At 66.8% G+C, this 24,361-nt stretch carries 24 protein-coding genes; 11 read left to right on the forward strand and 13 right to left on the reverse strand.

The features are described from left to right. Positions 1–146, forward strand: a 146-nt coding sequence (locus Q7V45_RS12215) for an integrase core domain-containing protein (RefSeq protein ID WP_370692596.1), incomplete at its 5' end; no start/stop codon positions are given. A 278-nt stretch (positions 147–424) separates the two neighbouring features. Here the strand turns inward: Q7V45_RS12215 and Q7V45_RS12220 are convergent. The 4 genes from Q7V45_RS12220 to Q7V45_RS12235 are packed head-to-tail and all read right to left on the reverse strand — an operon-like array spanning position 425 to position 4,461. Continuing rightward, entirely contained in the window at positions 425–793 is a 369-nt protein-coding gene (locus Q7V45_RS12220) for a Bug family tripartite tricarboxylate transporter substrate binding protein (RefSeq protein ID WP_370692593.1), read from the reverse strand. Between the two features lie 6 nt (positions 794–799). Next, positions 800–1,768 (reverse strand): D-isomer specific 2-hydroxyacid dehydrogenase family protein, encoded by a 969-nt coding sequence (locus Q7V45_RS12225; protein ID WP_304852240.1) that lies wholly within the window; start codon positions 1,766–1,768, stop codon positions 800–802. A gap of 12 nt (positions 1,769–1,780) precedes the next feature. Then, positions 1,781–2,746, reverse strand: a complete 966-nt coding sequence (locus tag Q7V45_RS12230; protein WP_304852242.1) for a peptidyl-alpha-hydroxyglycine alpha-amidating lyase family protein — start codon at positions 2,744–2,746, stop codon at positions 1,781–1,783. Positions 2,747–2,757: 11 nt separating this feature from the next. Continuing rightward, positions 2,758–4,461 (reverse strand): GMC family oxidoreductase, encoded by a 1,704-nt coding sequence (locus tag Q7V45_RS12235; RefSeq protein WP_304852244.1) that lies wholly within the window; start codon positions 4,459–4,461, stop codon positions 2,758–2,760. A gap of 118 nt (positions 4,462–4,579) precedes the next feature. Between Q7V45_RS12235 and Q7V45_RS12240 the strand changes: the two genes are divergently transcribed. From Q7V45_RS12240 to pobA, 5 genes are all read left to right on the forward strand, one after another. Next, the gene (locus Q7V45_RS12240; protein WP_304852246.1) at positions 4,580–5,002 is read left to right on the forward strand and encodes a nuclear transport factor 2 family protein; all 423 of its coding nucleotides are present in this window, start codon (positions 4,580–4,582) and stop codon (positions 5,000–5,002) included. Beyond that, positions 5,002–6,720 carry an amidohydrolase family protein gene (locus tag Q7V45_RS12245; protein ID WP_304852248.1) on the forward strand — a complete coding sequence of 573 codons (1,719 nt, stop codon included), beginning with the start codon at positions 5,002–5,004 and terminating at the stop codon, positions 6,718–6,720. The genes Q7V45_RS12240 and Q7V45_RS12245 overlap by 1 nt, the downstream gene beginning before the upstream one ends. 108 nt (positions 6,721–6,828) lie before the next feature. Next, positions 6,829–7,545 (forward strand): bifunctional 2-polyprenyl-6-hydroxyphenol methylase/3-demethylubiquinol 3-O-methyltransferase UbiG, encoded by a 717-nt coding sequence (locus Q7V45_RS12250; RefSeq protein WP_304852250.1) that lies wholly within the window; start codon positions 6,829–6,831, stop codon positions 7,543–7,545. Continuing rightward, positions 7,542–9,707, forward strand: a complete 2,166-nt coding sequence (locus Q7V45_RS12255; protein ID WP_304852253.1) for a hypothetical protein — start codon at positions 7,542–7,544, stop codon at positions 9,705–9,707. Before Q7V45_RS12250 ends, Q7V45_RS12255 begins: the two co-directional genes overlap by 4 nt. Before the next feature lie 76 nt (positions 9,708–9,783). Continuing rightward, positions 9,784–10,965 (forward strand): 4-hydroxybenzoate 3-monooxygenase, encoded by a 1,182-nt coding sequence (gene pobA, locus Q7V45_RS12260; RefSeq protein WP_304852255.1) that lies wholly within the window; start codon positions 9,784–9,786, stop codon positions 10,963–10,965. Positions 10,966–10,978: 13 nt separating this feature from the next. Here pobA and Q7V45_RS12265 read toward each other — a convergent pair whose 3' ends face one another. The 4 genes from Q7V45_RS12265 to Q7V45_RS12280 form a co-directional block, all read right to left on the reverse strand. Further along, positions 10,979–12,010 (reverse strand): uroporphyrinogen decarboxylase family protein, encoded by a 1,032-nt coding sequence (locus Q7V45_RS12265; protein ID WP_304852257.1) that lies wholly within the window; start codon positions 12,008–12,010, stop codon positions 10,979–10,981. A gap of 78 nt (positions 12,011–12,088) precedes the next feature. Further along, a complete protein-coding gene (locus Q7V45_RS12270) occupies positions 12,089–13,495 on the reverse strand; it encodes an amidase (protein WP_304852259.1) in 1,407 nt (468 codons plus the stop codon). 11 nt (positions 13,496–13,506) lie between these two features. Further along, positions 13,507–13,869 carry a VOC family protein gene (locus Q7V45_RS12275; RefSeq protein ID WP_304852261.1) on the reverse strand — a complete coding sequence of 121 codons (363 nt, stop codon included), beginning with the start codon at positions 13,867–13,869 and terminating at the stop codon, positions 13,507–13,509. Beyond that, positions 13,866–14,738, reverse strand: coding sequence for a LysR family transcriptional regulator (locus Q7V45_RS12280; protein WP_304852263.1), 873 nt, complete (start codon positions 14,736–14,738; stop codon positions 13,866–13,868). The genes Q7V45_RS12275 and Q7V45_RS12280 overlap by 4 nt, the downstream gene beginning before the upstream one ends. 96 nt (positions 14,739–14,834) lie before the next feature. Here Q7V45_RS12280 and Q7V45_RS12285 point away from each other — a divergent pair, with 96 nt between their 5' ends. Next, positions 14,835–15,908: a nitronate monooxygenase family protein gene (locus tag Q7V45_RS12285; protein WP_304852265.1), complete on the forward strand. Its 1,074-nt coding sequence runs from the start codon at positions 14,835–14,837 to the stop codon at positions 15,906–15,908. A gap of 11 nt (positions 15,909–15,919) precedes the next feature. Here the strand turns inward: Q7V45_RS12285 and Q7V45_RS12290 are convergent, their stop codons facing one another. Then, entirely contained in the window at positions 15,920–16,900 is a 981-nt protein-coding gene (locus Q7V45_RS12290; RefSeq protein ID WP_304852267.1) for a LysR family transcriptional regulator, read from the reverse strand. A gap of 81 nt (positions 16,901–16,981) precedes the next feature. On the opposite strand from Q7V45_RS12290, the gene Q7V45_RS12295 reads away from it, so the two are divergent. Then, positions 16,982–18,583: an arylsulfatase gene (locus Q7V45_RS12295; RefSeq protein WP_304852269.1), complete on the forward strand. Its 1,602-nt coding sequence runs from the start codon at positions 16,982–16,984 to the stop codon at positions 18,581–18,583. 116 nt (positions 18,584–18,699) lie between these two features. Next, positions 18,700–19,614 (forward strand): formylglycine-generating enzyme family protein, encoded by a 915-nt coding sequence (locus tag Q7V45_RS12300; RefSeq protein WP_370692594.1) that lies wholly within the window; start codon positions 18,700–18,702, stop codon positions 19,612–19,614. On the opposite strand, the gene Q7V45_RS12305 is transcribed toward Q7V45_RS12300, so the two are convergent. Then, on the reverse strand, positions 19,595–20,188 hold the full coding sequence (locus Q7V45_RS12305) for a TetR/AcrR family transcriptional regulator (RefSeq protein ID WP_304852273.1): 594 nt from the start codon (positions 20,186–20,188) through the stop codon (positions 19,595–19,597). The two genes, Q7V45_RS12300 and Q7V45_RS12305, sit on opposite strands and share 20 nt — an antisense overlap. A 45-nt stretch (positions 20,189–20,233) precedes the next feature. Between Q7V45_RS12305 and Q7V45_RS12310 the strand changes: the two genes are divergently transcribed. Continuing rightward, positions 20,234–20,701 carry a VOC family protein gene (locus Q7V45_RS12310; protein WP_304852276.1) on the forward strand — a complete coding sequence of 156 codons (468 nt, stop codon included), beginning with the start codon at positions 20,234–20,236 and terminating at the stop codon, positions 20,699–20,701. On the opposite strand, the gene cutA is transcribed toward Q7V45_RS12310, so the two are convergent. Then, a complete protein-coding gene (gene cutA / locus Q7V45_RS12315) occupies positions 20,698–21,012 on the reverse strand; it encodes a divalent-cation tolerance protein CutA (protein ID WP_304852278.1) in 315 nt (104 codons plus the stop codon). The two genes, Q7V45_RS12310 and cutA, sit on opposite strands and share 4 nt — an antisense overlap. A 123-nt stretch (positions 21,013–21,135) precedes the next feature. On the opposite strand from cutA, the gene Q7V45_RS12320 reads away from it, so the two are divergent. Next, the gene (locus tag Q7V45_RS12320) at positions 21,136–21,588 is read left to right on the forward strand and encodes a nucleoside deaminase (RefSeq protein ID WP_304852280.1); all 453 of its coding nucleotides are present in this window, start codon (positions 21,136–21,138) and stop codon (positions 21,586–21,588) included. A 3-nt stretch (positions 21,589–21,591) separates the two neighbouring features. On the opposite strand, the gene Q7V45_RS12325 is transcribed toward Q7V45_RS12320, so the two are convergent. Together Q7V45_RS12325 and Q7V45_RS12330 are read right to left on the reverse strand one after the other, a co-directional pair. Next, positions 21,592–23,022: a glutamine synthetase family protein gene (locus Q7V45_RS12325; RefSeq protein ID WP_304852282.1), complete on the reverse strand. Its 1,431-nt coding sequence runs from the start codon at positions 23,020–23,022 to the stop codon at positions 21,592–21,594. Between the two features lie 4 nt (positions 23,023–23,026). Continuing rightward, positions 23,027–24,358, reverse strand: a complete 1,332-nt coding sequence (locus tag Q7V45_RS12330; RefSeq protein WP_304852285.1) for an aromatic ring-hydroxylating dioxygenase subunit alpha — start codon at positions 24,356–24,358, stop codon at positions 23,027–23,029. Positions 24,359–24,361: the final 3 nt, after the last annotated feature.

Here is a 24,361-nt window from a genome sequence, read left to right on the forward strand (position 1 = left end):
ACGACACTTCAGACCAGCGTGCCCAAGAGCTACCCTTCTGGATCCATCGCTATAACTGGCATCGACCGCACGCCGGCATCAAGGGTAAAACACCCATCAGCAGACTGGCCCTCGCCGAGGACAACCTGTTGAGGCTCCACACCTAGAGCCGTGTGACCCCAGGTTCGAGCGCTACCCGCCGGGCGGCGGCATCGCGGTATATGGATACCACTCGCCCCGGGACCTCCTCCAGGCGCCGGTTATTTCGTTTATTTCGTTTATTTCGTCTGGACCCCCTCATTGAGGTCATCGGGCGGTCGTTTCGCTCTGGGCGCCGTAGCCGGCAGAGGCGGCCGACTCCAATTTTGCCTTACTGAAGCTTAATGCCGGCTTCGGCGGCCAGCTTCCCGAGCAGCTCGCGCTGGCCGGCGATCCAGGTCCTGAACTAGACCGGCGTGTTGGCGACCAGATCGGCGCCGGTCGGGTCGAGCCGTTCCCTGACCTTGGGGTCCTTGATGGCCTCGGCCACGACGGCCTGCATGCGGTCGACGAGGGCGGGCGGGATGCCGGTGGCGGCAAAAAGGCCGTTCCAGTCATTCAGGTCGAAATCCGGATAGCCACTCTCGGCGAGGGTCGGCACGTCCGGGAGTGCCACGGACCGCTTCAGGCTGGTGACCGCCAGCACGCGGGCACGGCCAGCGGCGACGGGCGACGACCCAGCGGACCGGACCCTTGGGTCAGTCGCCTTGGGCAAAGCCCTCGCGGGCGAGGAAGGGAGCGGCAAGCGCCGCTCCCAGGAGTGCTCTGCGGGCAATTCCGCTCATTTCGGCTCCAGCAATTCAGGCACCACCCAGAGCGCGGGTTCGCCGCGGGCAACCCTCTGGACGTTGTCGAAACCGTTGCGGAGGCGCGTGATGTTGCTCTCGAACGTAGGGCCGGCGAGGTGCGCGGTGAGGACGACGTTGTCGAGTTTCAGGAGAGGGTTGTCCGGCGGGGTCGGCTCCTCGTCGAACACGTCGAGGCCGGCGCCGAACAGGTTGCCGGCCGAAAGCGCCGCGATCATCGCCTTCTCGTCGATGACGGGCCCGCGCGACGTGTTCACGATGATCGCCGACTTCTTCATGGCCGCGAGTTCGTCCTTGCCGATCATGTGCCGCGTCGAGTCGTTCAGCGGCACGTGCAGGGAGACGATGTCCGAGTGCTTCAGGATCTCGGGCAGCAGGCGGAAGCGGACGCCCAGCGCGTCTTCCTCTTCCTCCTTGAGGCGGGCGATGTCGTAGTAGTGGACGGTCATGCCGAAGGCGAGCGCCAGCTTGGCGACCTTCTTGCCGATCGTGCCGAGGCCGATGATGCCCAGCACGCGGTTGCGCACCTCATGTACGGTCGGCGGCGAATTGCCGTGCCAGCGCCCGGCCGTGACATTGGTGTGCTGGGTGATCAGCCGGCGCGAGACTGCCAGCATCAGCAGCATCGCGTGCTCGGAGACGGCGACCGAGTTGGCGCCGCCATTGGCGCAGAGCGGCACGCCGCTCGCGCGTGCCGCTGCGAGGTCGGCGCGATCGTAGCCGGCGCTCAGCATCTGGATGAGCTTGAGGTTCGGCGCATCCTTGAAGAGCTGCGGCGTCACATACTGCTGAATGAAGCCCACGAAATAATGGGTGCCGGGCAGGGCGGCCTTTTGCTCCGGCGAATTGTGCAGCGCCTTGACGATTTCGTAGCCCTTGGGGGCGAGGTCATCGACCATGGACAGGGTGTCCTTGGGCCCGACGACGAGTACGCGTTCAACCATAACAAGATCTCCTCAGATGACTTTCTCGAGTTTCTGCAACGAGCGCAGGTGTTTTGGCACCGGAGTGCCGGGGAAGGTGCTCGGCCAGTTGGTGTAGCTCACCTCGCCGACATAGATGGCGCCGCGCGAATCGACGGCCAGCCCATGGGGCGAGAGGAACCGACCGGCCTGCTCGCCGGGCCCTTCCTGGCCGCCCAGCCGGGCCAGCGTCTTTCCCTTGCCGTCGACGATCGACAGACGGGGGCCGAGATTGGTGTGCTTGCTGTTCACCGGCATGCCGGGACCCAGCTCGCCGATGATGAAGGTCGGGTTCTTCGCGCCGCCGCAGCAATAGAGCGCGCAAGGCCGGTGCATGTTGTTCCACTGCGTCTCGTACTTGCCGTTGCCGTCGAACACCTGCACGCGATGGTTCTCGCGGTCGGCGACATAGACCCAGCCGTCGGCGTCGGCGGCGATGTTGTGAGGGATGTTGAATTCGCCGGGATCGGTCCCGGTCGTGCCCCAGCAGGTCAGGTGCTTGCCGTTGGGCGAGTACTTGTGAACGCGGCTGTTGCCGTAGCCGTCCGAGACGTAGATCTCGCCCTTGGGCGAGAGGGCGGTGTGGGTGCAGCGGTTGAACGGCCTGCCGCTCAGGAAGGGTGCGGGCTGGTCAGGTACACCAATGGTCATGAGGACCTTGCCGTCGGTCGTGACCTTGCGGACCGTGTGGTCGCCGTCGTCGGTACAATAGAGGTTATCGTCGCTGTCGATATGAATGCCGTGGGCCCGGTTGAACAGGCCTTCGCCCCAGGAGCGCAGGAAATTGCCGTCCCTGTCGAACACCATCATCGGATGTTCGCCGCGGTTGAAGACATAGACGCGGTCCTTGCTGTCGCAGGCGACGGCGGCGACGTCACGGAACTCCCAGCCGTCCGGCAGCTTCGCCCAGTTCTCAACCACCCGATAGCGGTGCTCGCCGCTGCCCAGCACGACCGACATGCGACTGCTCCTCAGTGTCCGGCGAGGACGGCTTCCGAGATCTTCTCGGCCGTCATCAGAGTGGGGAAATTGGTGTTGGCGCAAGGCACCACCGGGAAGATCGAGGCGTCGACCACGCGCAGCCCCTGCACGCCGCGCACGCGTCCCTGGGTGTCGACAACGGCCATCGGATCGTCGTTGCGGCCCATGCGGCAGGTACAGGAGGCGTGCCACACGCCGATCGCCGCCTTGCGCACGAAAGCCTCGAGCGCGTCGTCGTCATTCAGTACCTGGTCGAAGGTGAAGCCCTCGACCACGTACTTGTCGATCATGTAGCGGCGCAGGGCGGCAGGGCCATCGAGCATCGTCGCGACCAGCCGGGTCAGCCACTTGTTCTTGGTGTTGACCACACCGATCTGGCGTACCCGGTCGCTGTAGGAGGTCGGGAAGGGGGCGTCGGTGACCTGGCGCAGCGCATCGGTCATTTGCACCGCGGCCATCAGCTTGAAGCCGCTCATCAGGCGGTCGAGGTCGCGTTTGTCGGACAGGAGATTGAACTCGACGAGCGGCTCGCTGCGCCAATCCCGCGTGGTGAGCTTGACCTGGCCGGTCTCGGAATAGGTCTTGTTGATGAAGGTCAGCAGCGAGCCGATCTGTTCGCCCACAGCGTGCCAGGCCGACTTGCTGGCCACGGCCACAAACATGTCGCCCTTGGGGACGCCGGGCAGGTTGGACGAGTAGCGCAGCCCGACATGGATGTGCCGCCGCGTGTGCTCGCGCAGGCGGGCGCTGCGCTTGATGAACGACGACAGCGCGATCGAGGGATGGTCCATCAGCCGCTGGCCGACGCCGGGCAGGGCGGACACGACCGGAATGCCGAGGTCGGCGAGTTGCCCGACCGGACCGATGCCGGCCCGCATCAGGTGCGCCGGCGAATGGATGGCGCCGCTCGACAGGATCACCTCGCGGGCGCGGAATTCCTGCTCCTGGCCGGCGACCCGGGCGGTGACTCCGACGCAGCGCGTGCCCTCGAGCAGCAGCGACATGACCTGCGTGTCGGTCGAGATCGTCAGGTTGGGGCGCTTGCGGGTCTCGGCGTCGAGATAGCCCATCGCGGCCGAGACACGCCGCTCCTCGGCATTCGAATGGGTGACCGGGAAATAGCCGTCGACGAACTCTCCGTTCTGGTCGGGCAGGTACTTGAAGCCCTTCTCCTCGAAGGCGCGGCCGACCGCCTGGGCGTGGCCCGCCCACTTCTCGCGCGGGATGCGGCGCACCGGGATCCGGCCGTCCTTGCCATGCAGCGGCCCATCGAAATCGAGGTCGCGCTCGACCTTCTTGAAATACGGCAGGACATCGTTCCAGCCCCAGCCGGCCGCACCGCGACTCTCCCATTCGGCGTAGTCGGTCGGTGCGCCGCGGTTCGCCATCTGGCCGTTGATCGACGAGCCGCCGCCCAGCACGCGGGCCTGCTCGTACTTGCGCAGAGGCGGGCGGTTCTCCTGCGGATTGTTGTGGCTGACGACCTGTGTATGGACCTTGAGGTCGGTCCAGTGGAAACGCGGATCGAAGTAGGCTGTGCCCGAATAGCTGTCGGCGATTTCCTTCGGCTCCTGTCCAGGCGGCGTGTCCGGACCGGCTTCGCAGAGCAGCACCTTGTTGGCGCTGCGGGCGGACAACCGATTGGCCATGACCGAGCCTGCCGACCCGCCGCCGACGATGATGTAGTCGTACACTTGGCGTTTCCCCGTTTATTGCGGCCACGCTAGCACGGTTACGGACGGTTGTGTCCGTCCGCTTGCCGGAAGCGGAGAAGCCTGCAATCGTCGGCAAAAGCAGCAAGGGAGGTTTCGTATGCCGGACGTTGCAGCCGCGGATGCCACCGACGATCGCGACATCGCCACGCCTGAGCTCATGAAGGCGATCTCCGCCGCCTTCAACAGCCGCGACGTCGATTGCATCGTTTCCCACTTTACCGACGATGCCACCTTCTGGCTGGCGCGCGGCCCCGAACCGGTCGGCCGCACGCTCGCGGGCAAGGAGACGATCCGCAGGACGCTTGCCGAGCGCTTCAAGGTGATTCCTGACATGCGCTGGGACCACAAGGAGTACATCTACGCCGGCAACCGGGCGATCTCGGTCTGGACGGTGAAGGGCAAGGGCGCCGATGGTGAGGACCTGAACTACCAGGGCTGCGACATCTATACGTTCCGCGACGGGAAGATCGCGGCCAAGGACACCTACTGGAAAATCGTCGAGAAGAAGGATCGGCTGTGATGACCCACGATCTCGTCATACGCGGCGGCACGGTCGTCGACGGCTCCGGTGCCGCCCGGTTCACGGCCGATGTCGGCATCAAGGATGGAATGATCGCCGAGGTCGGGCGGATAACATCCGCGGCTTCGCGCACGATCGACGCCGACGGGCTGATCGTCTCGCCGGGCTTCATTGACGGTCACACCCACATGGACGCCCAGGTCGCCTGGGATCCGCTGGGCAGCTGTTCCTGCTGGCATGGCGTCACGTCGGTGGTGATGAGCAATTGCGGCTTCGCGCTGGCGCCCTGCAAGCCCGAGGATCGCGACCTCTATGCGCGCTGCCTCTCGGCGGTCGAGGATATCCCGACCGAGGCGATGGCCGCCGGCATCGACTGGACCTGGGAGACCTTCCCCGAATATCTCGCCACCGTGGAGCGCCTGCCCAAGGCGATCAACTACGGCATGTATATCGGCCATTCGGCGCTGCGCATGTACGCGATGGGCAAGCGTGCCTTTACCGAGAAGGCGACCGAGGACGAGATGGTCCGCATGGCCGACCTCGTGAAGGAGGCGCTGCGCGCCGGGGCCATGGGCTTTTCCAGCTCGCGCGCCTCCACGCACGTGACGCCGGACAACACGCCGGTCGCCAGCCGCATCGCCGAGTGGGAGGAGATCGACCGCATCGTGGCAGCCATGGCCGAACTTGATGCCGGGATCTTCCAGGTGGGCCCGGACGTTGCAAGCGGGCCGGCGCACCGCGCCTTCCTCGCGCGGCTGCGCGAGCTGGCGCTCGCCTACAGGCGCCCGGTCATGTTCGGCGTGCTGGCCACCAAGCAGGGCGACGATCCGACCGGCTGGGCCTACCAGACGCGTTACATCGACGAGACCGTGGCCGCCGGAGGCCGCATGTTCGGCCAGGGCACGACCAGGTCGATCAACGCGATCTTCTCGCTCAAGTCCTACCTGCCGTTCGACGTGCTGCCGGCGTGGCGCACGGTCCGCGACCTGCCGATGGAGGAGCAGAAGCGGCGGCTGGCCGATCCCGCGGTGCGGCGCGAACTGGTGGCGGCGGAAAGCCGGATGAAGCCGCGCGACAACGTCTTCCAGGGTGGAGGGGCGGCGACCACGGATCCACGCAAGCCCGATTACGCCAACCTTTTCGCGATGACCGGCGTCGACTGGGACGATCCCACGGTCGAGCAGCTCGCCCGGGCGCGCGGGCAGCATCCGGTCGAGGTCATGATCGACCTGTCTCTGGCCAACGAGAACCAGGTCTACGTCCAGCCGCTGGTCAACGAATCGCCGGACGACGTGCTCGGCATCCTGAAGCACGACCGCACGCTGGCGACCTTCTCCGATTCCGGTGCCCATGTCGCCCAGGAGATGGGTTCGTCGCTGCAGACGCATCTGCTCAGCTACTGGGTGCGCAAACGCGGTGCCTTCACGCTCGAGGAGGCGGTGAAGAAGCTCACCCGCGACAATGCCCTGGCCTGGGACCTCGCCGACCGGGGCCTCGTCCGCAAAGGTTATCGAGCCGATCTCGTCCTGTTCGAGGAGGATCACATCCGGCCGACGTTGCCGACGGTCGAACGCGACCTGCCGGGTGGCGCCCGCCGCCTCGTCCAGAAGGCGGAGGGGATCCGGGCGACCCTGGTGAACGGCGCCCTGGCGTTCGAGAACGGGGAGGCGACGGGCGCTTATGCCGGCACGGTGCTCAAGGGACGGCTTGCCCGCTGACCGGCTCTTGCCACTTCACCTGCCGAGGTCCAAGACGTTCCCGATGGGCTTGCAGGCTGATGGTCTTGCAGCCGTCTTTATGCGGCCACGAGACCCTGACAAGCAGCGATGGAAGAAGCCGTCTACGACTATGAAACCAGGATCCCGGCGGGATTCTACGACAAGGTCTATCGGCGGAAATTCGGCGTACGCTATTGCTGGCACGACCTGAAGTTCCGGACGGTCGCGGCTCTCCTGGGTAGTCCTCGCCGGGTGCTCGACATCGGCTGTGGCCCCGGCACCTTCATCGGCAACTATCTGCCGGGCGTCGAGGCACTCGGCATCGACATCAGCGCCGCGCAGATCGAGTACGCGACCCGGACCTACGGAAGTTCGGCACACCGCTTTTCCACCGGGTCGCTGGCCGGTCTGTGCGAGGCCGGGCAGCGCTTCGATGCGGTGACGGTGGTCGAACTGATCGAGCACCTGACGCCGGAGGCGGCGATCCGCCTGCTGTCCGAGGCGCGGGCGCTGCTGGCACCAGGCGGCGTGCTCGTCGTGACGACGCCCAACTACCGGTCGCTCTGGCCGCTCATCGAACTCGGCGTCAACGCCCTGTCGCCGGTGGATTACATCGAGCAGCATATCAACAAGTACCGGCGCGGCCTGCTCGCCGCCCATCTCTCGTCTGCCGGCTATGGCGATGTCTCGGTCAGGACGGCCCTGGGCCTCGCGCCCTTTGCCGCCGCGTTCGGCCTGGGGGCGGCCAACGCATTGCACGCCCTCGAGACCGGCGTGAACCATTTCGGGATCGGCAATCTCCTTCTGGCCACGGCCCGGCCGTGACGGCGAGCCAGGGTCTGATCTGCCTCGCCGCGGCGGCGCTGCTGATTCTCGAGGTCGCAATCCTCGAGTCGAGATCTGGCTTTCTGCTCGCCGCTCTCCCGACGGCGGTCGTGGCCCTGGCCCTTGTCCATCAGATGGCGAGACGGCGCGGGGAAGGACCTGGTTCAGTGCTCTACGCGGTGGGGCTGCTCGGCGCCGTCGCGGGCTATTGCTATCTGGCATTGACACCCGCAGGCGCCATCTCGCCACAGGACGAAGTCATCGAGTGGGGCCGGATGGACAAACGGCCCCTGATCTTCGCCTATCTCGGCATTGCGGCCTTCATCGCCTTCCACTGGCTCTGGGTGGCTTTCGTCCATGGCGCACCGCCGGCCGTTCGCCCGTCGCCGGCCATCACGTCGTCGCGTTGGCCTCTGCGGTTGGTGGGCGCGCTCGGCATCGCCGTGCTTGCCTTTTGCTGGCTCGGGCTCCCGGCGCTGCGCGGCGCCGACGTCGTTGCCGGTGACGGCCTGGCGAGGTTCTACGACGTCCACGCACACGTTCACTTGAGTGCGCTGCAGCAGATCCGGCTCGGCGCGATTCCCTATCTCGAGGCGCAGACCCAGTATGGACCCGGCAATCAACTGCTGCTGTGGGGTCTCACGGACTTCGTGCATTTCAGCAACCACGGCTTCCTTGCCGCCAACCTCCTGCTCAACGTCATCTGCGTCATCCTCTTCTTCGTCCTCGTGCAGCAGTTCCTGGGCTTTGGCTGGGCGGTGGCCGGGCTCCTTGGCTGGGTCCTTTGGCCGAGCCCCACCGAGCGGATCGATCTGGCGGGATGGGCGGTGCTAACGCGATGGCTGGTGATTCCCATCCTCTCGCTTTGGCTGGCCTGGTTTCTTCTGGGCGCAGGGACGACGCGACGTGGCGGGACGACGGCTGCCCTGGCAGGGGTGCTTTGGGGGCTGGGCGGTTTCCTCAGCCAGGAGAACCTGAGCGGCGGACTTCTCGTCCTCTTCTTCTCGCTCACCCTGTTCGGCCCCGCGTCCGGGATGACAGCGAAGCGGCTCGCGCGGTTCACGAGCCTGTTCGTCCTGGCAGGCGGCTTGACCTTCGTGACCCTCGTTTCGGCCCTGGTGGGACCGTCGCATCTTCTCGAGGTGGTGGCGCTCGCGAACGCAAAGTCCGGGCTGGTGATGGCCGGGGTCTCCAACTCGATATGGTCGGACAATCTCGGTCTGCAGTTCACATGGAACATCGTGGACGGTCGGCTGGAAACGGATCTGCGGGCCGCGGGTGAGTTCAGGGAACTCATCCTCACCTATGGTCTGGTCTTGCTTCTGCTGCTGGCGCTCGGTTTCCTGGCGGCGTTTCTCGGGCGGAGGTGGAGATCCGCCGACGAGGCGACACGGGAGTTCTGCCGGAAGTTCTCCGGCGTGGCGGTCGGCGCCTTCGTATTGCATCTCTTTTCACTGCTGCGTTCCGACACGTCGCATCTGGCGGGCCCGTCGTTCCTGCTACCGTTGTTCCTGCTGATGCTGCCGCTCTTCCTTTGGCGCTGCCTTGCCCCCGGCCGGGCGCGGACCGCGCTGATGGTCGTGTCGCTGGCCGTCATTGCCGAGGGGGCGATTGCCGGACGGGTCGAGGTCGAGCGGAGAGCGGCGGGTCTCGCCGGCATCTGGCGCGATTCGGGGGCGGTGCTCGATCTCTATGGCGAGCTGCGAAGCCATCGAGGCGAGATTTCCGATCTCGCCGGGCTCTATTCGCCACTTCCCCGGGCGCAGTCGGCCTTTCGGAACCATCCGGATTTCGCGGAGGCCGACGAGTTTTTCGGCCTGCTGCGCGACCGTCTCAAGGGCCGTTCCGTCGAGCTGGGATCCTACAGATTCGACGATCTCGTCGCCCATCCCGACACGGCCTATTTCCTCGGCGGGCTGCGGTCGCTCTCGGGCATCACCTCGCCGAAGAACAGCCTCTGGCTGCGGTCGGAGCAGGAGGCCTGGATCGCCAGGGTCGCCGGCATGCGCAGCGGCTGCCTCTTCTTCGACGCTGATTCCAACAAGCAGCTGGTCGAGGCCTGGATGCGGTCGGTCAAGCCGCCCCAGACCATGGCGATCGAGCCGATTGCAGGCCGGCGCGACTACGGCATCCTCGCCTGCAAGTCGAGTTCCCAGATGTAAGGGTGGCAAGGCAGGTGCGGTTATGCTTGGGACACCGGGCGTCCCATCCTAATCCCTTCGAGGAAAGAGAATCCGAATGGCACGTCAGCAGCGCACACAAGTGGGGATCATCGGCGCGGGACCGGCAGGACTGCTGCTCGCGCGGTTGCTGAAATTGAACGGGATCGAGAGCGTCATCCTCGAGGATAGGTCGCGTGCTTACGTCGAGGCCCGAATCCGAGCCGGCGTTCTGGAGCACGGCACTGTCAAGCTCCTGGAAGAGGCTGGCGTCGCTGAACGCCTGCACCGCGAGGGGTTGGTCCACGAGGGGGTCGAACTCGGAGTGAACGGCGGGCGCTTCCGCATCGACCTGGCCGGGCTGGCGGGCAAGACCATCACGGTCTACGGCCAGAGTGAGGTGGTGCAGGATCTGATCGCGGCGCGCCTCGCCGGCGATGGACCGATCGTCTGGGAGGCGGCGGACGTCACCCTGCATGACCTCGGGACGGATCGGCCGCGGCTGACCTACCGAGCCGACGGCATCGAGCAGGAACTGGCCTGCGATTTCATCGCCGGCTGCGACGGCTTTCGGGGCGTGAGCCGTGCCTCGCTGCCAGCGTCGAACCTCCGCATCTACGAGCAGGACTACCCGTTCAGCTGGCTGGGTATCCTGGCCGACGTGCCGCCGTGCAGTGAGGAGCTGATCTACGCCAGTCATCCGCGCGGCTTCGCACTGGCCTCGATGCGGTCCCATACGAGAAGCCGCTACTACATCCAGTGCGGCCGGCATGAGAGGCTGGAGGACTGGCCCGACGACCGGCTGTGGGACGAGCTGAAGCGGCGCCTCGGCCCGGACGTCGCGCCGAATGTCACGACGGGACCCGCGCTCGAGAAGAGCATCACGGGACTGCACAGCTTCGTGTGCCTGCCGATGCGACACGGCCGGCTGTTCCTCGCCGGCGACGCCGCCCACATCGTGCCGCCGACCGGTGCGAAGGGCCTCAATCTGGCAGCCTCCGACATCCATTATCTGTCGCGGGCGCTGGTCTCGCACTACGCCCGCAACGACGGCACGCTGCTCGGCGCCTACAGCGACCAGGCCTCGGCGCGCGTGTGGAAGGCCGAGCGCTTCTCATGGTGGCTCACCCTGCTGATGCACAAGGTGCATCCGGAGGGGAGCTTCGCCGAGCAGATGCAGCGGGCCGAGATCGACTATCTGCTGTCCTCGCCGGCCGGCCAGACGGTGTTCGCCGAGAACTATGTCGGCCTGCCATTCTGAGAGGTCAAACGATCTAAGCCAGCTCCCGACGCACGATCGCGGCGCCTTCGCTCAGGGCCTTGAGCTTTCCGAATGCGGTGGCGCGCGGCAGGTACTTCATCCCGCAATCGGGGGCGGGCAGGAGCTTGTCCGGGCCAATATGCTTCAGGCCGGCACGGATGCGCTCGGCGACCTTCTCCGGCGTCTCGACCTCGGGGTCGCTGAGGTCGATCACGCCCAGCATCACCTTCTTGGGCGCCAGGTCCTTCAGCACGCCGAGGTCGAGCTTGGGCTGGGCCGATTCGATCGAGATCTGCTGGGCGATCGTGTCCGAAAGCTGGGGCAGGAAGGAATAGCCGGTGGGCTTGAGGCCGGTCACCACGGCGGCATAGCCGAAGCAGAGGTGGATGACGGTCGGCACGGTGATGCCCTCCAGCGCCCGGTTGATCGCCTTCACCGCGTAGCGCTTGGCTTCCTCGGGGTTGTTGCGCAACCACGGCTCGTCGAGCTGGATCACGTCGGCGCCGGCCTTGACCAGTTCGTGAGCCTCCTCGTTCACCGCGGCGGCATAGTCCATGCACATCGCCTCGGCATCCTTGTAGAACTCGTCCTTGACCTGCTGGCTCATCGTGAACGGGCCGGGCAGGGTGATCTTGGCCAGCCGCTCGGTGTTGGCCCGCAGGAACTGCATGTCGCGCAGCTCGACCGGTCCGGTTCGCCGGATTCTGCCCACGACCCGGGGCACAGGCGTGCGGTTGCCGGTGCGGTTCACGATCTCTGCGGGATTCTCGTCGTCGATGCCTTCCAGCGCCGTCGCGAACCGGTTGGAGTAGCTCTCGCGCCGCATCTCGCCGTCGGTGATGACGTCGATCCCGGCGCGCTCCATGTCGCGGATGGCGAGCAGGGTGGCGTCGTCCTGGGCCTGCTCGAGCCAGGGCTCGGAGATGCGCCACATGTCCTTCACGCGGGTGCGTGGCACGCCCTTGCTCAGCATCTCGCGATCGACCAGCCAGTCCGGCTGGGGATAGGAGCCGACGACGGTGGTCTGCAGAAGCGTTTCGCCCATTGTGAATTCCATTTCGCGAGAACTTCGATGGCGCGGCACGCGCCGGGTACCGTCCGTCAGTTCGTCAAGCGGGCGACGTCAGGCGCTCACTGGATCGATCGGAGTCACGATACCTTCGCATGCTTCGATCACCTCGCCGGCATCGAGGCAGAGGTCTTCACGGTTGCGCATCGCCATGATCTGGACACCGGTGCGCAGCTTGCCGTGGCTGCCGACCGGCACGGCGAGGCCGGGCAGGCCGAGCAGTGGGGCGATCAGGGCGGAGCGCATCGATTCGAGCACCTCGCGCTGGCCGTCCGGCGTGATGTCGGCCACCTGCCGGGGCGGCAGGTCGCACAGCGTCGGGAAGATGACCAGCGGCCATTGCTGGAAGAAGGTCATCCAGCGATAGGCCAGCGCCTCGCGCTCCGTCAGCGCCGCGATGTAGGTCGCGAGGTCGACCGGCTTGTGGATGGACAGCCAGGCCTGCATCGCCGCAATCCCGTCGGGGTCGCCCATTTTCTGCATCATGGGCCACAGGCCGCCGAACACGTCGGTGACGCAGATCTGGTGCCACAGCTCGACGGCGCGCTCGATGTCCGGCGGCAGCACTTCCTCCACGACATAGCCCGCGCCGCGGAGATGCCTGCCGGCCAGCCGCACCGCTTCCACCTGGGCCGGGTGGCTCTTGCCGCCCGGCACTTCGGGCACGATCGCAACCTTGATGGGGCGCGCGGGGGCGGGGCCCCGCATCGGCACGTCGTTCCAGCGCCAGTCGCGCCGGTCACCGCGCGACATCGCTTCCAGGGCAAGGCGGGCGTCGCGGACCGTGCGTGTATGAGGCCCCTGGGTCGCCATCAGGATGGCGCCGATGGGGCGGCCCGAGGCGACGCCCGTCGGATTGAACGAGGGGATGCGGGCAAAGCCTGTCCGAAGGCCGACCACGCCGTTGCAATAGGCCGGGATGCGCACCGAGCCGCCGATGTCGTTGCCATGGGCGATGGCGCCGATGCCAGTTGCCGTTGCTGCACCCGCGCCGCCGCTCGAGCCGCCCGGCGTCACGCTGGGGTCGCGCGGGTTGAGGGTGCGGCCGTGCAGGGCATTGTCGGAAAAGATGCGCATTGAGAAGGCCGGCGCATTGGTGCGGCCGACGATGATCGCCCCGGCATGTTTCAGGTTGGCCACGACCGGGCTGTCTTCCTGCGCGATCAGGTCCTTCAGCGGGATGACGCCGTTGTCGGTGGGCAGGCCCGCCTGGTCGACGTTGATCTTGGTGGTGACGGGAACGCCGTGCAGCGGCGGCAGGGCATGGCCGCGCGCGCGGGCGGCATCCGCCGTCTCGGCCTCGGCGCGGGCTTCGCTCTCCAGCACCCGGACCACGGCGTTGATGGCGGGATTGACCTTGTGCAGGCGGTCGAGGACGGAATCGACCGCCTCCCGCGCCGAAGCCTGCCCCGTGCGGATCAAGCGCGCCAGGTCGGTCGCGTCGTACTGCCAAAGCTCCATGATACCCTCGCTCAACTCTTACCCAGTTCCATGGCGAAGAAGATCATGTTGCCATCGGCGTCCGCAATGGCGAAGTCGCGCAGCCCGTAATCCTGGTCCTTTGGCGAATTGAGGATTCTTGCCCCGCGGCGTACGAGATCGGCATGAAGCGCGTCGACATCGTCGACGTAGATGCTGACGGCTCCGTGGCCGGACGGACGCGGCGCCTGCGCCGCCGCGATCAGGTGCAGGGACACTTCACCCGAGCACAGGCCGACATAGGAGGTCGGCGAGCCGTATCCGAAGGCGATGTCGAAGCCGACGCAGTCGCGGTAGTAGGCGAGGCTTGCGGCCACGTCCTGGACGGTGAAGATCGTGGTGCTGCCGCGCATCATTTCGTTTGCCTCTTGGTCACGTGCTTCTGGAAGGCGAGGAGGGCGCTGGAGGGGAGCATGTCCCGGCGGCGCACGAAGACGGTCTGCACCCGCGCCTCGGCCGCGGGCAGACGGTGCGCGCGAACCTGTCCACCCCGCCAGGCGGGGCCGATCAGGGCGCGGGGCATCAGCGTGATGCCAAGCCCGGCGGCCACGGCGCCCAGGATCGCTTCCAGCGTGCCGAACTCCAGCCGCCGCAGACCGACGACTCCGCGCCGCGCCAGAAGCTCCTCCAGCCGCTGGCGGTAGGAGCAGCCGGCCCGCAGGATGACGAGGCGCAGGTCGGGTCGCCGTAGCGCCGCCGCCAGCGTCGTCTCCGTCGGCGCGCTGAGCAGGGCGAGCTCCTCGCTGAAGGCTGGCGTCGAGACGAGCTGTGGATGCGCGACTGGCCCGCAGACGAAGGCGCCCTCCAGCTCGCGGCCCAGCACACGCTCGACCATCTCCGCCGTCGTGCCGGTCCGCAGTACGAGGTCGACCCCGGGATGGGCCTGCACGTAGGAGGCGAGCAGGGGTGAGAGTCGCAGCGCGGCCGTCGTCTCCAATGAGCCGACGGTGAGCGTGCCGCGCGGCGCGCCATCGTCGCGGGCGGCCCGGCCGGCCTCGCCGAGCAGCGCCTCGACCCTCGTGGCATAGGGCATCAGCCGCTCGCCGGCCGGGGTCAGGCGGGCGCCGGCCCGGCTGCGCTCGAACAGCGAGACGCCCAGCGCTTCCTCCAGTCGCCGCACGCGCTGCGTCACGTTGGACTGGACGGTGTTCAGTTCGCGGGCCGCGCGGCCCATGCCACCGAGGCGGGCGACGGCTTCGAACGTGGCGAGATCCCTAGCATCCATTCCATCAGAATATCAGATGAGCGCGATTAGTATAAATCGCTGATTGGAATGCCTGCCGCTGGCCTAGACTGGCAGCACAACAAGGAGAGAACAGCCATGCAGTGGCAGGACCGCCGCCTTCTCGACCTCTTCGGGATCGATCACCCCATCCTCCAGGCGCCGATGGCGGGCGTGACGTCGCCGCAGATGGCGATCGCTGCGTCCGAAGCCGGCGCGCTGGGATCCATTGCCGGCGCGATGCTGAGCCTGGAGGGGCTGCGGCAGGAATTCCAGGTGGTGAAGCAGGGAACGTCGCGGCCGTTCAACGTGAACTTCTTCGTGCACAAGGCGCCGACGGTCGACGCGGCGCGCGACGCCGCCTGGCGCAAGAAGCTCGCGGGCTATTACAGCGAGCTGGGCGTGGCTCCCGGGACCAAGGGTCCGTCGCGCGCCGCCTTCGACGCCGCGGCTTGCGATCTGGTGCTGGAGTTCAAGCCCAGGGTCACCAGCTTCCACTTTGGCCTGCCCGACAAAGCGCTGATGCAGCGCCTGAAGGCGGCCAGCATCCTGGTCATCGCCTCGGCGACGACGGCCGAGGAGGCGCGCTGGCTGGAGAGGGAGGGCGTCGACGCCATCATCGCACAGGGCGCGGAGGCCGGCGGGCATCGCGGCATGTTCCTGGTCGACGACGTCACGCGTCAGGCCGGAACGATGGCGCTGGTACCCCAGGTCGTGGATGCAGTGAAAGTGCCGGTGATCGCCGCCGGCGGCATCGGTGATGGCCGCGGCATTGCGGCGGCCCTGGCGCTGGGGGCGGCCGGCGCCCAGATCGGCACGGCGTTCATGCTGACCCCCGAGGCCAAGACGGCGGCTCTGCATCGCGCGGCGCTCAAGAAGGCCAACGACAACAGCACGACCCTCACCAATGTCTTCACCGGCCGTCCCGCGCGCGGCATCGTGAACCGCATTGTGAGCGAGGCGGGGCCGATGAGCGCAGAGGCGCCGGCCTTCCCATTGGCCGCGGAGGCGACCCAGCCGCTGCGCGGGCCGGCCGAGGCCAAGGGCTCCACCGACTTCACGCCGCTGTGGAGCGGGCAGGCCCCGACACTGGCGCGCGAGATGCCGGCCGGCGAACTGGTCAAGACGATGGTGCGCGAGACCGAGGCCGTTCTCGGCCGCATACGTGGATGACGGCGCCGAGGTCATCCACCTCTCGCGGGTCGTTTCCCCCGTCGTGATGCGGCAGACGACTCTGCGGCCTGCGCGGTGCGTACGTGACTGCGGATCAGCTTGATGAAGGCGCGGGCCGCCGGCAGCAGGGTCCTCTCTCTCTTCCAGGCGACACCCATTTCGGCCGAGGGCAGCCTTCTCAGCCACGGCAGATGCAGCAGCGCGAAGCGGCTGGCGGCAATGCCCTCGGCGATCTGTGTCGGATGGCCGAGACTGATCGCGTCCGTTGCCGCCACGATGTCGCTGGCGCTGCGGAAGGATGACACGGCGATCGAGGGCAGGACTCCGCCGCCACGTTCGTCGATCTTCATGCCGCTGTCGATGTCAGCGATGAAGGCGATGCGCGACACGGATATGCCGGGCATCACGAACGGGTAGTTGCGCAGGTCGTCCGGCTTCGGATCGGACGTCGCCAGAAGCGGATGTCCGGAGCGGCAGAAGTAGACGCCCTGGAGCACGCCCAGACTCTCGACGCGGAGCGACGGCATGTCCCGCAAGGCGAGAATGTCGGCCACGGCGAAGTCCGCCTGGTCGGACATCAGGGACGCCAGCGCCGCCGTCCACTCGCGCTCCAGGATTTCGAGACGAATCGACGGATTGGCCTTGATGAGTTCGATTGCCGCCGGCTGGACCGCGATGTCATCGATGTAGGCGCCCGCAACGACGCGCAACCGCCCGCCGCGGCCGTCTCGCACGAGTTCCAGGCGATTCGAGAGGACCTCGGCGCGGGCGACGAGTTCCTCGGCCATCCTGATCACCTCCTCGCCCGCCGGCGTCGCCACCACGTCGCGATTTGACCGCTCGAACACCCTGAGGCCGAGTTGTCTCTCGAGGGCTGCGATGTTCCGGCTGAGGGTCGGCTGGCTGATCTTCAGGACCGCGGCAGCCTGTCCGAAGTGCCGATGCCTCGCGAGCACGACGGCGTAGTGCAGGATCTTCAGATCGAGGCTCATTCTAAAACTGTATCGTTCCCCGCGTTGTATTGCATCGTACGTGATATGAGAGTTCGCCGGATCACCAGAAGGGGAAATGCCATGATCAGGAAGAGATTTGGGCGCCTGTTACCGGCGGCAGCACTGCTGGTCGGGCTTTCCGGCGGGGTGGTGCCGGCACAGGCCCAGGCTCCGGCCCCGGCCAAACCCAACATCCTCGTCATCTTCGGTGACGACATCGGCTACTGGAACATCAGCGCCTACAACCGCGGCATGATGGGCTACCGGACGCCCAACATCGACCGCATCGCCCGCGAAGGGGCGATCTTCACCGACTATTACGGCCAGCAATCCTGCACGGCTGGTCGCGCGGCCTTCATCACCGGCCAGTCGCCGATCCGCACCGGCCTGCTGAAGGTCGGCCTGCCGGGCGCCCCGGAAGGCCTGTCCGAGAAGGACCCGACCATCGCCGACCTGCTCAAGGGTCAGGGCTACATGACCGGCCAGTTCGGCAAGAACCATCTTGGCGATCGCAACGAGTTCCTGCCGACGGTGCACGGCTTCGACGAGTTCTTCGGCAACCTCTATCACCTCAATGCCGAGGAGGAGCCCGAGAACGTCGACTACCCGAAGGATCCGGCCTTCAAGGCGAAGTTCGGGCCGCGTGGCGTCCTGAAATGCGTCGCCACCGCCACCGAGACGCCGGGCGAGGATCCACGCTTCGGAAAGTGGGGCAAGCAGAAGTGCGAGGATACCGGCCCGCTGACCAAGAAGCGGATGGAAACGGTGGACGAGGAATTCCTCAACGCTTCGCTCGATTTCATGGACCGCGCCAAGCGCGATCAGAAGCCGTTCTTCGCCTGGGTGAACTCCACCCGCATGCACATCTGGACGCATCTCAAGCCGTCGTCCGAGGGCAAGACCGGACTGGGGGTCGTGGCCGACGGCATGGTCGAGCATGACGGCCAGGTCGGCCAGCTCCTGAAGAAGCTCGATGACCTCGGGATCACGCAGAACACGATCGTGATCTACACCACCGACAACGGCGCCGAGGTGATGAGCTGGCCGGATGGCGGCACGACGCCATTCCGCGGCGAGAAGAACACCAACTGGGAGGGTGGCTATCGCGTCCCGGCGATGGTGCGCTGGCCCGGCCTGGTTCGTCCGGGCACGGAAATCAACGAGATCTTCTCGGCCGAGGACTGGCTGCAGACGCTGACTGCGGCCGCCGGCGAGGGCAACCTCAAGCAGCGCCTGATGCAGGGCGCGAGCTTCAACGGCAAGCCCTTCAAGGTACATCTCGACGGCTACGACCAGCGCGAGCTGCTGAAGAACGGCACGGGCAGCGCCCGCAAGGAATTCTTCTACTGGACCGACGATGGCGGCCTGGCCGGCCTGCGCTACAACAGGTGGAAGCTGGCCTTCATGGAGCAGCGCAAGCACGGCTTCGATGTGTGGCAGGAACCCATGGTGACCCTGCGCTTGCCGAAGCTGTTCGACCTCAAGGCCGATCCGTTCGAACGCGCCGACCACGAAGGCATGGGCTACAGCCGCTGGCGCATCGACCGTGTCTACCTGCTGGTGCCGGCGCAGGCCTACGTCAACGATTTCATCAAGACGCTGGTCGAATTCCCGCCGCGCCAGAAGCCCGGCTCGTTCAACCTCGAAGGCGTGCTGAACAAGCTCACTCCAGGGGCGAACTAGCGACAGAGAAGGCAGGGGAGAGGGGCCGGCCGTCCGCGCGTAGCGGACGGCCGGTTCCGCGTGTAGGACTGGGTACCATGACTTGCGTCGCTGCAGCCACTTCACCACGCCCCGGAATGGTCTGGATTCCCGGTGGCACCTGCCGCATGGGCTCGGATCACCACTATGCCGAGGAGAAGCCCGTCCATACGGTGACGGTCGACGGCTTCTGGATCGACCAGACGCCCGTCACCAACGGCGAGTTCCGCCGGTTCGTCGAGGCCACCGGCCATGTCACCTGGGCCGAGATCGATCCCGATCCGAAGGACTATCCCGGCGCGCGTCCCGGCATGCTCAAGGCCGGCGGACTGGTCTTCACGCCGCCGTCGAAGCCGGTCGATCTCGCCGACTGGAGCCAGTGGTGGAGGTTTACCTTCGGCGCCACGTGGCGGCGGCCCTACGGCAAGGGCAGCCATATCGGCGGCCTCGACGATCATCCCGTCGTGCAGGTCGCCTTCCGCGATGCCGAGGCTTACGCGAAGTGGGCCGGCAAGGAACTGCCGACCGAAGCGGAATGGGAGTTCGCGGCGCGCGGCGGACTGGACGGCGCGGAATTCGCCTGGGGCGACGAGCTGACGCCGGGCGGTCGCCACATGGCCAATACCTGGCAGGGGCGCTTTCCCGCCGAGAACACACGGGAGGACGGTTTCGCCCGTACCTCACCGGTGCGCGCCTTCCCGCCCAACGGCTATGGCGTGCACGACATGATCGGCAATGTCTGGGAATGGACGACCGACTGGTATGCCGCCAAGCACGCGCCGGATGCCGCCAAGGCCTGCTGCGTGCCCGAGAATCCGCGCGGTGCGACGCTTGAGCAGAGCTACGATCCACGCGACCCGGTGCGCATCCCGCGCAAGGTGCTGAAGGGCGGCTCGCATCTCTGTGCCCCGAGCTACTGCAAGCGCTATCGCCCGGCTGCGCGCCACGCCGAGCAGATCGACACGACGACCAGCCATGTCGGCTTCAGGTGCATCAGCCGCGCGGGTGAATGACCATGTCGAGAAGCTGATCGACGAAGTCGCGCGTGATCGGCGCGTGGCCCATCAGCAGGCGGTAGAAGAGAGGACCGAAGACGAGATCGAGCGTGAGCTCCATGTCGTCTGGCGCTTCGATCGCCTTGTCGGCGATGCAGCGCGCCAGCAACGCGAGCGTCGCGTCGCGGTTACGGGCGATGAACTCGTTGCGGAAGGCCTTGGCGAGTTCGGTCTCGGACTGGGCCGCCGCCACCATGGCCGCGACGCTGCGTCCGGTCGGCGCGGCGAACGCGTCGGCGAGCGCATGGAGCTGGGCGCGCAGGGCTGCGAGAGCCGTTCGAGGTGACTTCGCGGCCTCGTCGGCCCCGGTCGTTTCCAGAAACGCCGCCATCGCGACGGCCGGCGCGTTCGGCCAGTAGCGATAGATGGTGGGGCGACTGACTCCCGCCTTCTGCGCAATCGCTTCGATGGTGACGGCCGTCAAGCCGCCGCGCCCCAGCAGATCGCGCGCCGCGACCAGGATCGCGGCGCGGGTGCGCGGATCGCGGGGGCGGCCGCGCACCGGTGGGGCCAAGGAGGGTTGACGGGACATCTATTAATATTACGATACGTAACGTAATATAACACGGGTGGTGCCATGGCTGCAAAGTCCGTCTCTTCGGGCCAGACCGTTCGGGCGCATATGACGGTGCACGACGCGCAGGCTGCGATCGACTTCTACGTTAAGGCCTTCGGGGCGGTGGAACTGTTCCGCCTGGTCGAGCCGGCGGGCCGGGTCGGCCATGCCGAGATCCGTATCGGCGACACGGTGTTGATGATGAACGACGAGTATCCCGACTTCGGCGCGCGGAGCCCAGGCGCCATCGGCGGGTCTCCCGTGGCCTTCCACATTGCCGTTCCCGACGCCGACAAGGCCGTCGAGCGTGCCGTGGCGGCCGGCGCCACTTTGGTGCGGCCGGTACAGGACCAGTTCTACGGCGACCGCTCCGGCATGGTCGCGTGTCCCTTCGGCTATCGCTGGTTCCTCGCCGCGCCGAAGGAGGTGGTCGGCCCGGAGGAGATGCAGAGGCGCTGGACGAAGATGCTGGAGGGCGGCCAGGGCTAGGCCGCCACGCTCTCCTCGATCCAGGCCGCATAGGCCGGGGCGACGTGCATCATGGGGAAGGCGTGGATCGCCGGCACCTCGTAGGGATGCAGGTCGAGGATCGCGCGCTCGACGGCGGCGTAATGCTCGTCGAGCGTCTTGAACAGGACTCGGTATTCCTTGCCGGTCTCGAGGGCGCCCTTCCAGGTGTAGATGCTCTCGATCCGCGAGATCTGGGCGCAGGCGGCGAGCTTCGCCTCGACCAGTGCGCGGGCGAGCGCGCGGGCCTCCTTGCGGCTGGCGACGGTTGTGACGACGGCAATGGCGGTCATGGCGATCTTTTCCGATCCCGGCGTTACGCTTGTGGGCGGGCTGACGTAAACTGAGAGAGACATTGGGTAGACCATTTTCCGCTCGGGCGGAAAGAGTGCAGCGGGACGCAGGCGGAGAAGTCCATGGCGAGTTCGGCGGAACTGGAACTGTTCGAGACGGCGCTGGCCGAGGCGCAGCAGGGGTTTAGCGAGAAGGGGATTCCTATCGGGTCCATCCTTGTCGAGGACGGCCGCATCGTCGGCCGCGGTCACAATAAGCGCGTCCAGGAGGGCGATGCCATCGCCCATGGCGAGATGGATTGCCTGCGCCAGGCTGGCCGCCGCCGGAGTTATCGCAACACGACCCTGTTCACGACGCTCAGCCCCTGCATGATGTGCTCGGGCACCATCGTGCAGTTCAAGATCCCGAGGGTGGTGATCGGCGAGAACCAGACCTTCGGTGGCAATGAGGACTTCCTGCGTTCCCATGGCGTCGAAGTCGTCGTCCTGAACGACCTGCGCTGCGTCAGCCTGATGAAGCGCTTCCAGGACGAGTATCCCGACATCTGGGCCGAGGATATCGGCGAGGAAGGCTGAGGCTCAGAACAGCGAGAAGTATTCGCGCTGCTCCCAGTCGCTGACCTCCAGTTCGAACCGGTCGATCTCGGCCTGCTTCAGGCGCAGATAGTAGTCGACGAAGAAGTCGCCCAGTCCCGCGCGCAGGACCTTGTTCTCCTTGAGCGCCGCCAGCGCCTCGCCGAGCGAACCGGGCAGCAGAGGCGCCCGGGTCTCGTAGGGCTTGTCGGCCGAGGGACCGGGATCGAGCCCGCGCTCCAGGCCGTCGAGACCGCAGACGATCTGGCTCGCCATGTAGAGGTAGGGATTGGCGGCGGGCTCGCCGACCCGGTTTTCGAGATGGGTCGCGAGATCGCCCGGCCCGCCCAGAACCCGGACCATCACGCCGCGATTGTCGCGGCCCCAGATGGCGCGGTCGGGCGCCAGCGAGAAGGGGCGGTAGCGCTTGTAGCCGTTGAGCGTCGGCGTGCTGAAGGCGGCGGCGGCGCGCGCGTGTTCGAGCAGGCCGCCCATGTAGTGGCGGCCGGTTGCCGATAACGGCTCCGTGCCATCGGCGAAGGCGTTGGCGTGCGTCTTCCGGTCGGTCAGCGACTGATGCAGGTGCCAGCCGCTCGACATCACGTTGGCGATCTTCGGCCGGCACATGAAGGACGCATGGAAGCCGTTGCGCTGGGCGATCTGCTTGGTGGCGCTGCGGAACAGGACCATCGTGTCGGCGGGGTCGAGGCCGGTGCCGGTGCGGAAGGTGAACTCGACCTGGCTGGGGCCGAACTCGACTTCGAGCGTGCGCAGCGGCAGGCCGAGATCGACGAGGTTGGTGCGCAGGATCTCCAGGATCGGGTCCATCTCGTCGTAGCGCTGCTCGGTCAGGTACTGATAGCCCTGGTTGAGCAGGGACACCTCGGGCGGTTCGCCCGGCTGGCCGGCATCTCCGGTGCCGAGCTTCGCTTTCTCCAGCTTGAACAGATGGAACTCGACTTCGAGGCCGGCGACGAAATCGTAGCCACGGTCGGCCAGGGTCGACAGCGTCCGGCGCATGATCTGGCGCGTGCAGAGCGGCATCGGCCGGCCGTCGGCGAAGTAGATGTCGCACAGCATCCAGCCGGAATGCGGCGCCCAGGGCAGGGCACGGAAGGTGGTCGGATCGGGCAGCATCACCACGTCGGCCGCGCCTTCCAGTTCCTTCATGCCGAACCCGCCGCCCGGCTGCCAGACGGGGAACACCGTGCGGTGCGACGTGTCCTTCAGCAGCATGGTGGTGGTGAAGCCGACGCCGTTCTTCAACGCCGCATCGACCTCGGAGGCCATCAGCGTCTTGCCGCGCAGGATGCCGTGCTGGTCGGCGAAGGCCAGCCGCACGACCGACATGTCGCCGGCCTTCATGCGGCGCTCGGCCTCGCGCGTCGCGGCCTTGCGATCCTCGGTCCACAGGCCCGCGCGTTCGACCAGGCTCATGGGTTCACGCGACCAGCGGCGGGACGGTGTCGGCCGCCCAGCTCGAGGCGCGGCGGCGGCGCACGTCGACATCCTTCCAGTAGGCTTCCCAGCCGTCGGTCGGCCCCATGCCGTCGATCGCCACGGGACCGCGGATCGCTGCTGCGCGCTGCGGGTCGAGCCACATGATCGGCCGTTCGCCGTTGCCGACCTGTCCGATCGCCGACAGCAGCATGCGGCGGTAGGCGACGATCGCCTTGTCGGTCGTGCCGAGATGCTCGCGCGTGCGGTCCTGGATGCGGCCCTGGCTCTCGACGGCCCATTGGTCGTGCACGTTGATGTCGAAGCCCATGCCGGTAAAGGTCTGGTTCTTCTGTTCGGCGACGCTGTAGCCGTAATCGTTGTGGCGGCCGATCAGCGGGCGGTAGTCGGGAAGCTGGTAGAGCTTCAGCCGCTGGTCGCGCATGGCGGCGTGGTCGACCGGTTTCCCGAAGCTGGTGAAGATCGCGTACCAGTAGCAGCTCGTATCGTCGATCGGCGCGTGCCACTGCGTGATCGTCATCTCGGCGCTCATCGGGATCACGAAGGCGTAGGGGAAGACGAGGTTGGTCACCCGCACATGCGTGTGCTGATCGTTGAGCTTGCGCAGCGCGAACAGGCGCAGGCCGTAGTCGGTGGCCTCGACGTCGAGCCTGGGCCGCGGGAACTCGCGCAGCAGCCGCGTCATCGGGATGTCGGAATCGGAGGAGGCTGAGCGGAACTGCTTGCCGTAGGCCGCACCGGTATCCTCGTCCTCGTAGAAGCGGTGCAGGTAGGAGGCGTGGGCGGGATCGATGCCGACCTCCAGCGCCTGCAGCCAGTTGCATTCGATCAGGCCCTTGAAGGCGAAGGCATGCGTGCCGGGCGCGAGGAAACAGTCGAAGTCGGGGAAGGCCGGCGCCTCGCCGTTACCGAGATAGGCGAAGACGATGCCGTTCTTCACCACGACCGGATAGCTGCGCTGGCGCACCCTCTGGCAGAGGACGCTGCCTTCCGGCTCGGCGGGCGTCTCCAGGCACTTGCCGTCGACATCGAACAGCCAGCCGTGGAACAGGCAGCGCAGGCCCCCGTCCTCGAGGCGACCGAAGGCGAGGTCTGCGCCGCGGTGCGGACAGTCGCGGTCGAGCAGCCCGTGCCGGCCGCGCTCGTCGCGGAACAGCACGAAATCCTGTCCCAATACGCGCACCGCCTTGGCCGGCCGCTCTGCGGGCAGTTCGTCGGCGAGGGCCACGGGATGCCAGTAGTGGCGCATCAGGGCGCCGCACATGGTGCCCGGACCGACGCGGGTCATCAGCTCGTTCTGCTCGGGACTCATCATCAG

The sequence above is a fragment of the Reyranella sp. genome, assembly GCF_030651995.1.
Taxonomy (GTDB): Bacteria; Pseudomonadota; Alphaproteobacteria; order Reyranellales; family Reyranellaceae; genus Reyranella.

Excerpts from the sequence above, each read along its gene's own strand:
- Q7V45_RS12295 (WP_304852269.1), top strand. The coding sequence starts at position 16,982 with ATGATCAGGAAGAGATTTGGGCGCCTGTTACCGGCGGCAGCACTGCTG.
- Q7V45_RS12245 (WP_304852248.1), top strand. The coding sequence starts at position 5,002 with ATGACCCACGATCTCGTCATACGCGGCGGCACGGTCGTCGACGGCTCC.
- Q7V45_RS12270 (WP_304852259.1), bottom strand. The coding sequence starts at position 13,495 with ATGGAGCTTTGGCAGTACGACGCGACCGACCTGGCGCGCTTGATCCGC.
- Q7V45_RS12290 (WP_304852267.1), bottom strand. The coding sequence starts at position 16,900 with ATGAGCCTCGATCTGAAGATCCTGCACTACGCCGTCGTGCTCGCGAGG.
- Q7V45_RS12280 (WP_304852263.1), bottom strand. The coding sequence starts at position 14,738 with ATGGATGCTAGGGATCTCGCCACGTTCGAAGCCGTCGCCCGCCTCGGT.
- Q7V45_RS12250 (WP_304852250.1), top strand. The coding sequence starts at position 6,829 with ATGGAAGAAGCCGTCTACGACTATGAAACCAGGATCCCGGCGGGATTC.
- Q7V45_RS12240 (WP_304852246.1), top strand. The coding sequence starts at position 4,580 with ATGCCGGACGTTGCAGCCGCGGATGCCACCGACGATCGCGACATCGCC.
- pobA (WP_304852255.1), top strand. The coding sequence starts at position 9,784 with ATGGCACGTCAGCAGCGCACACAAGTGGGGATCATCGGCGCGGGACCG.
- Q7V45_RS12285 (WP_304852265.1), top strand. The coding sequence starts at position 14,835 with ATGCAGTGGCAGGACCGCCGCCTTCTCGACCTCTTCGGGATCGATCAC.
- Q7V45_RS12275 (WP_304852261.1), bottom strand. The coding sequence starts at position 13,869 with ATGATGCGCGGCAGCACCACGATCTTCACCGTCCAGGACGTGGCCGCA.
- Q7V45_RS12265 (WP_304852257.1), bottom strand. The coding sequence starts at position 12,010 with ATGGGCGAAACGCTTCTGCAGACCACCGTCGTCGGCTCCTATCCCCAG.
- Q7V45_RS12320 (WP_304852280.1), top strand. The coding sequence starts at position 21,136 with ATGGCGAGTTCGGCGGAACTGGAACTGTTCGAGACGGCGCTGGCCGAG.
- Q7V45_RS12325 (WP_304852282.1), bottom strand. The coding sequence starts at position 23,022 with ATGAGCCTGGTCGAACGCGCGGGCCTGTGGACCGAGGATCGCAAGGCC.
- Q7V45_RS12230 (WP_304852242.1), bottom strand. The coding sequence starts at position 2,746 with ATGTCGGTCGTGCTGGGCAGCGGCGAGCACCGCTATCGGGTGGTTGAG.
- Q7V45_RS12300 (WP_370692594.1), top strand. The coding sequence starts at position 18,700 with ATGGTCTGGATTCCCGGTGGCACCTGCCGCATGGGCTCGGATCACCAC.
- Q7V45_RS12225 (WP_304852240.1), bottom strand. The coding sequence starts at position 1,768 with ATGGTTGAACGCGTACTCGTCGTCGGGCCCAAGGACACCCTGTCCATG.
- Q7V45_RS12305 (WP_304852273.1), bottom strand. The coding sequence starts at position 20,188 with ATGTCCCGTCAACCCTCCTTGGCCCCACCGGTGCGCGGCCGCCCCCGC.
- cutA (WP_304852278.1), bottom strand. The coding sequence starts at position 21,012 with ATGACCGCCATTGCCGTCGTCACAACCGTCGCCAGCCGCAAGGAGGCC.
- Q7V45_RS12310 (WP_304852276.1), top strand. The coding sequence starts at position 20,234 with ATGGCTGCAAAGTCCGTCTCTTCGGGCCAGACCGTTCGGGCGCATATG.
- Q7V45_RS12330 (WP_304852285.1), bottom strand. The coding sequence starts at position 24,358 with ATGATGAGTCCCGAGCAGAACGAGCTGATGACCCGCGTCGGTCCGGGC.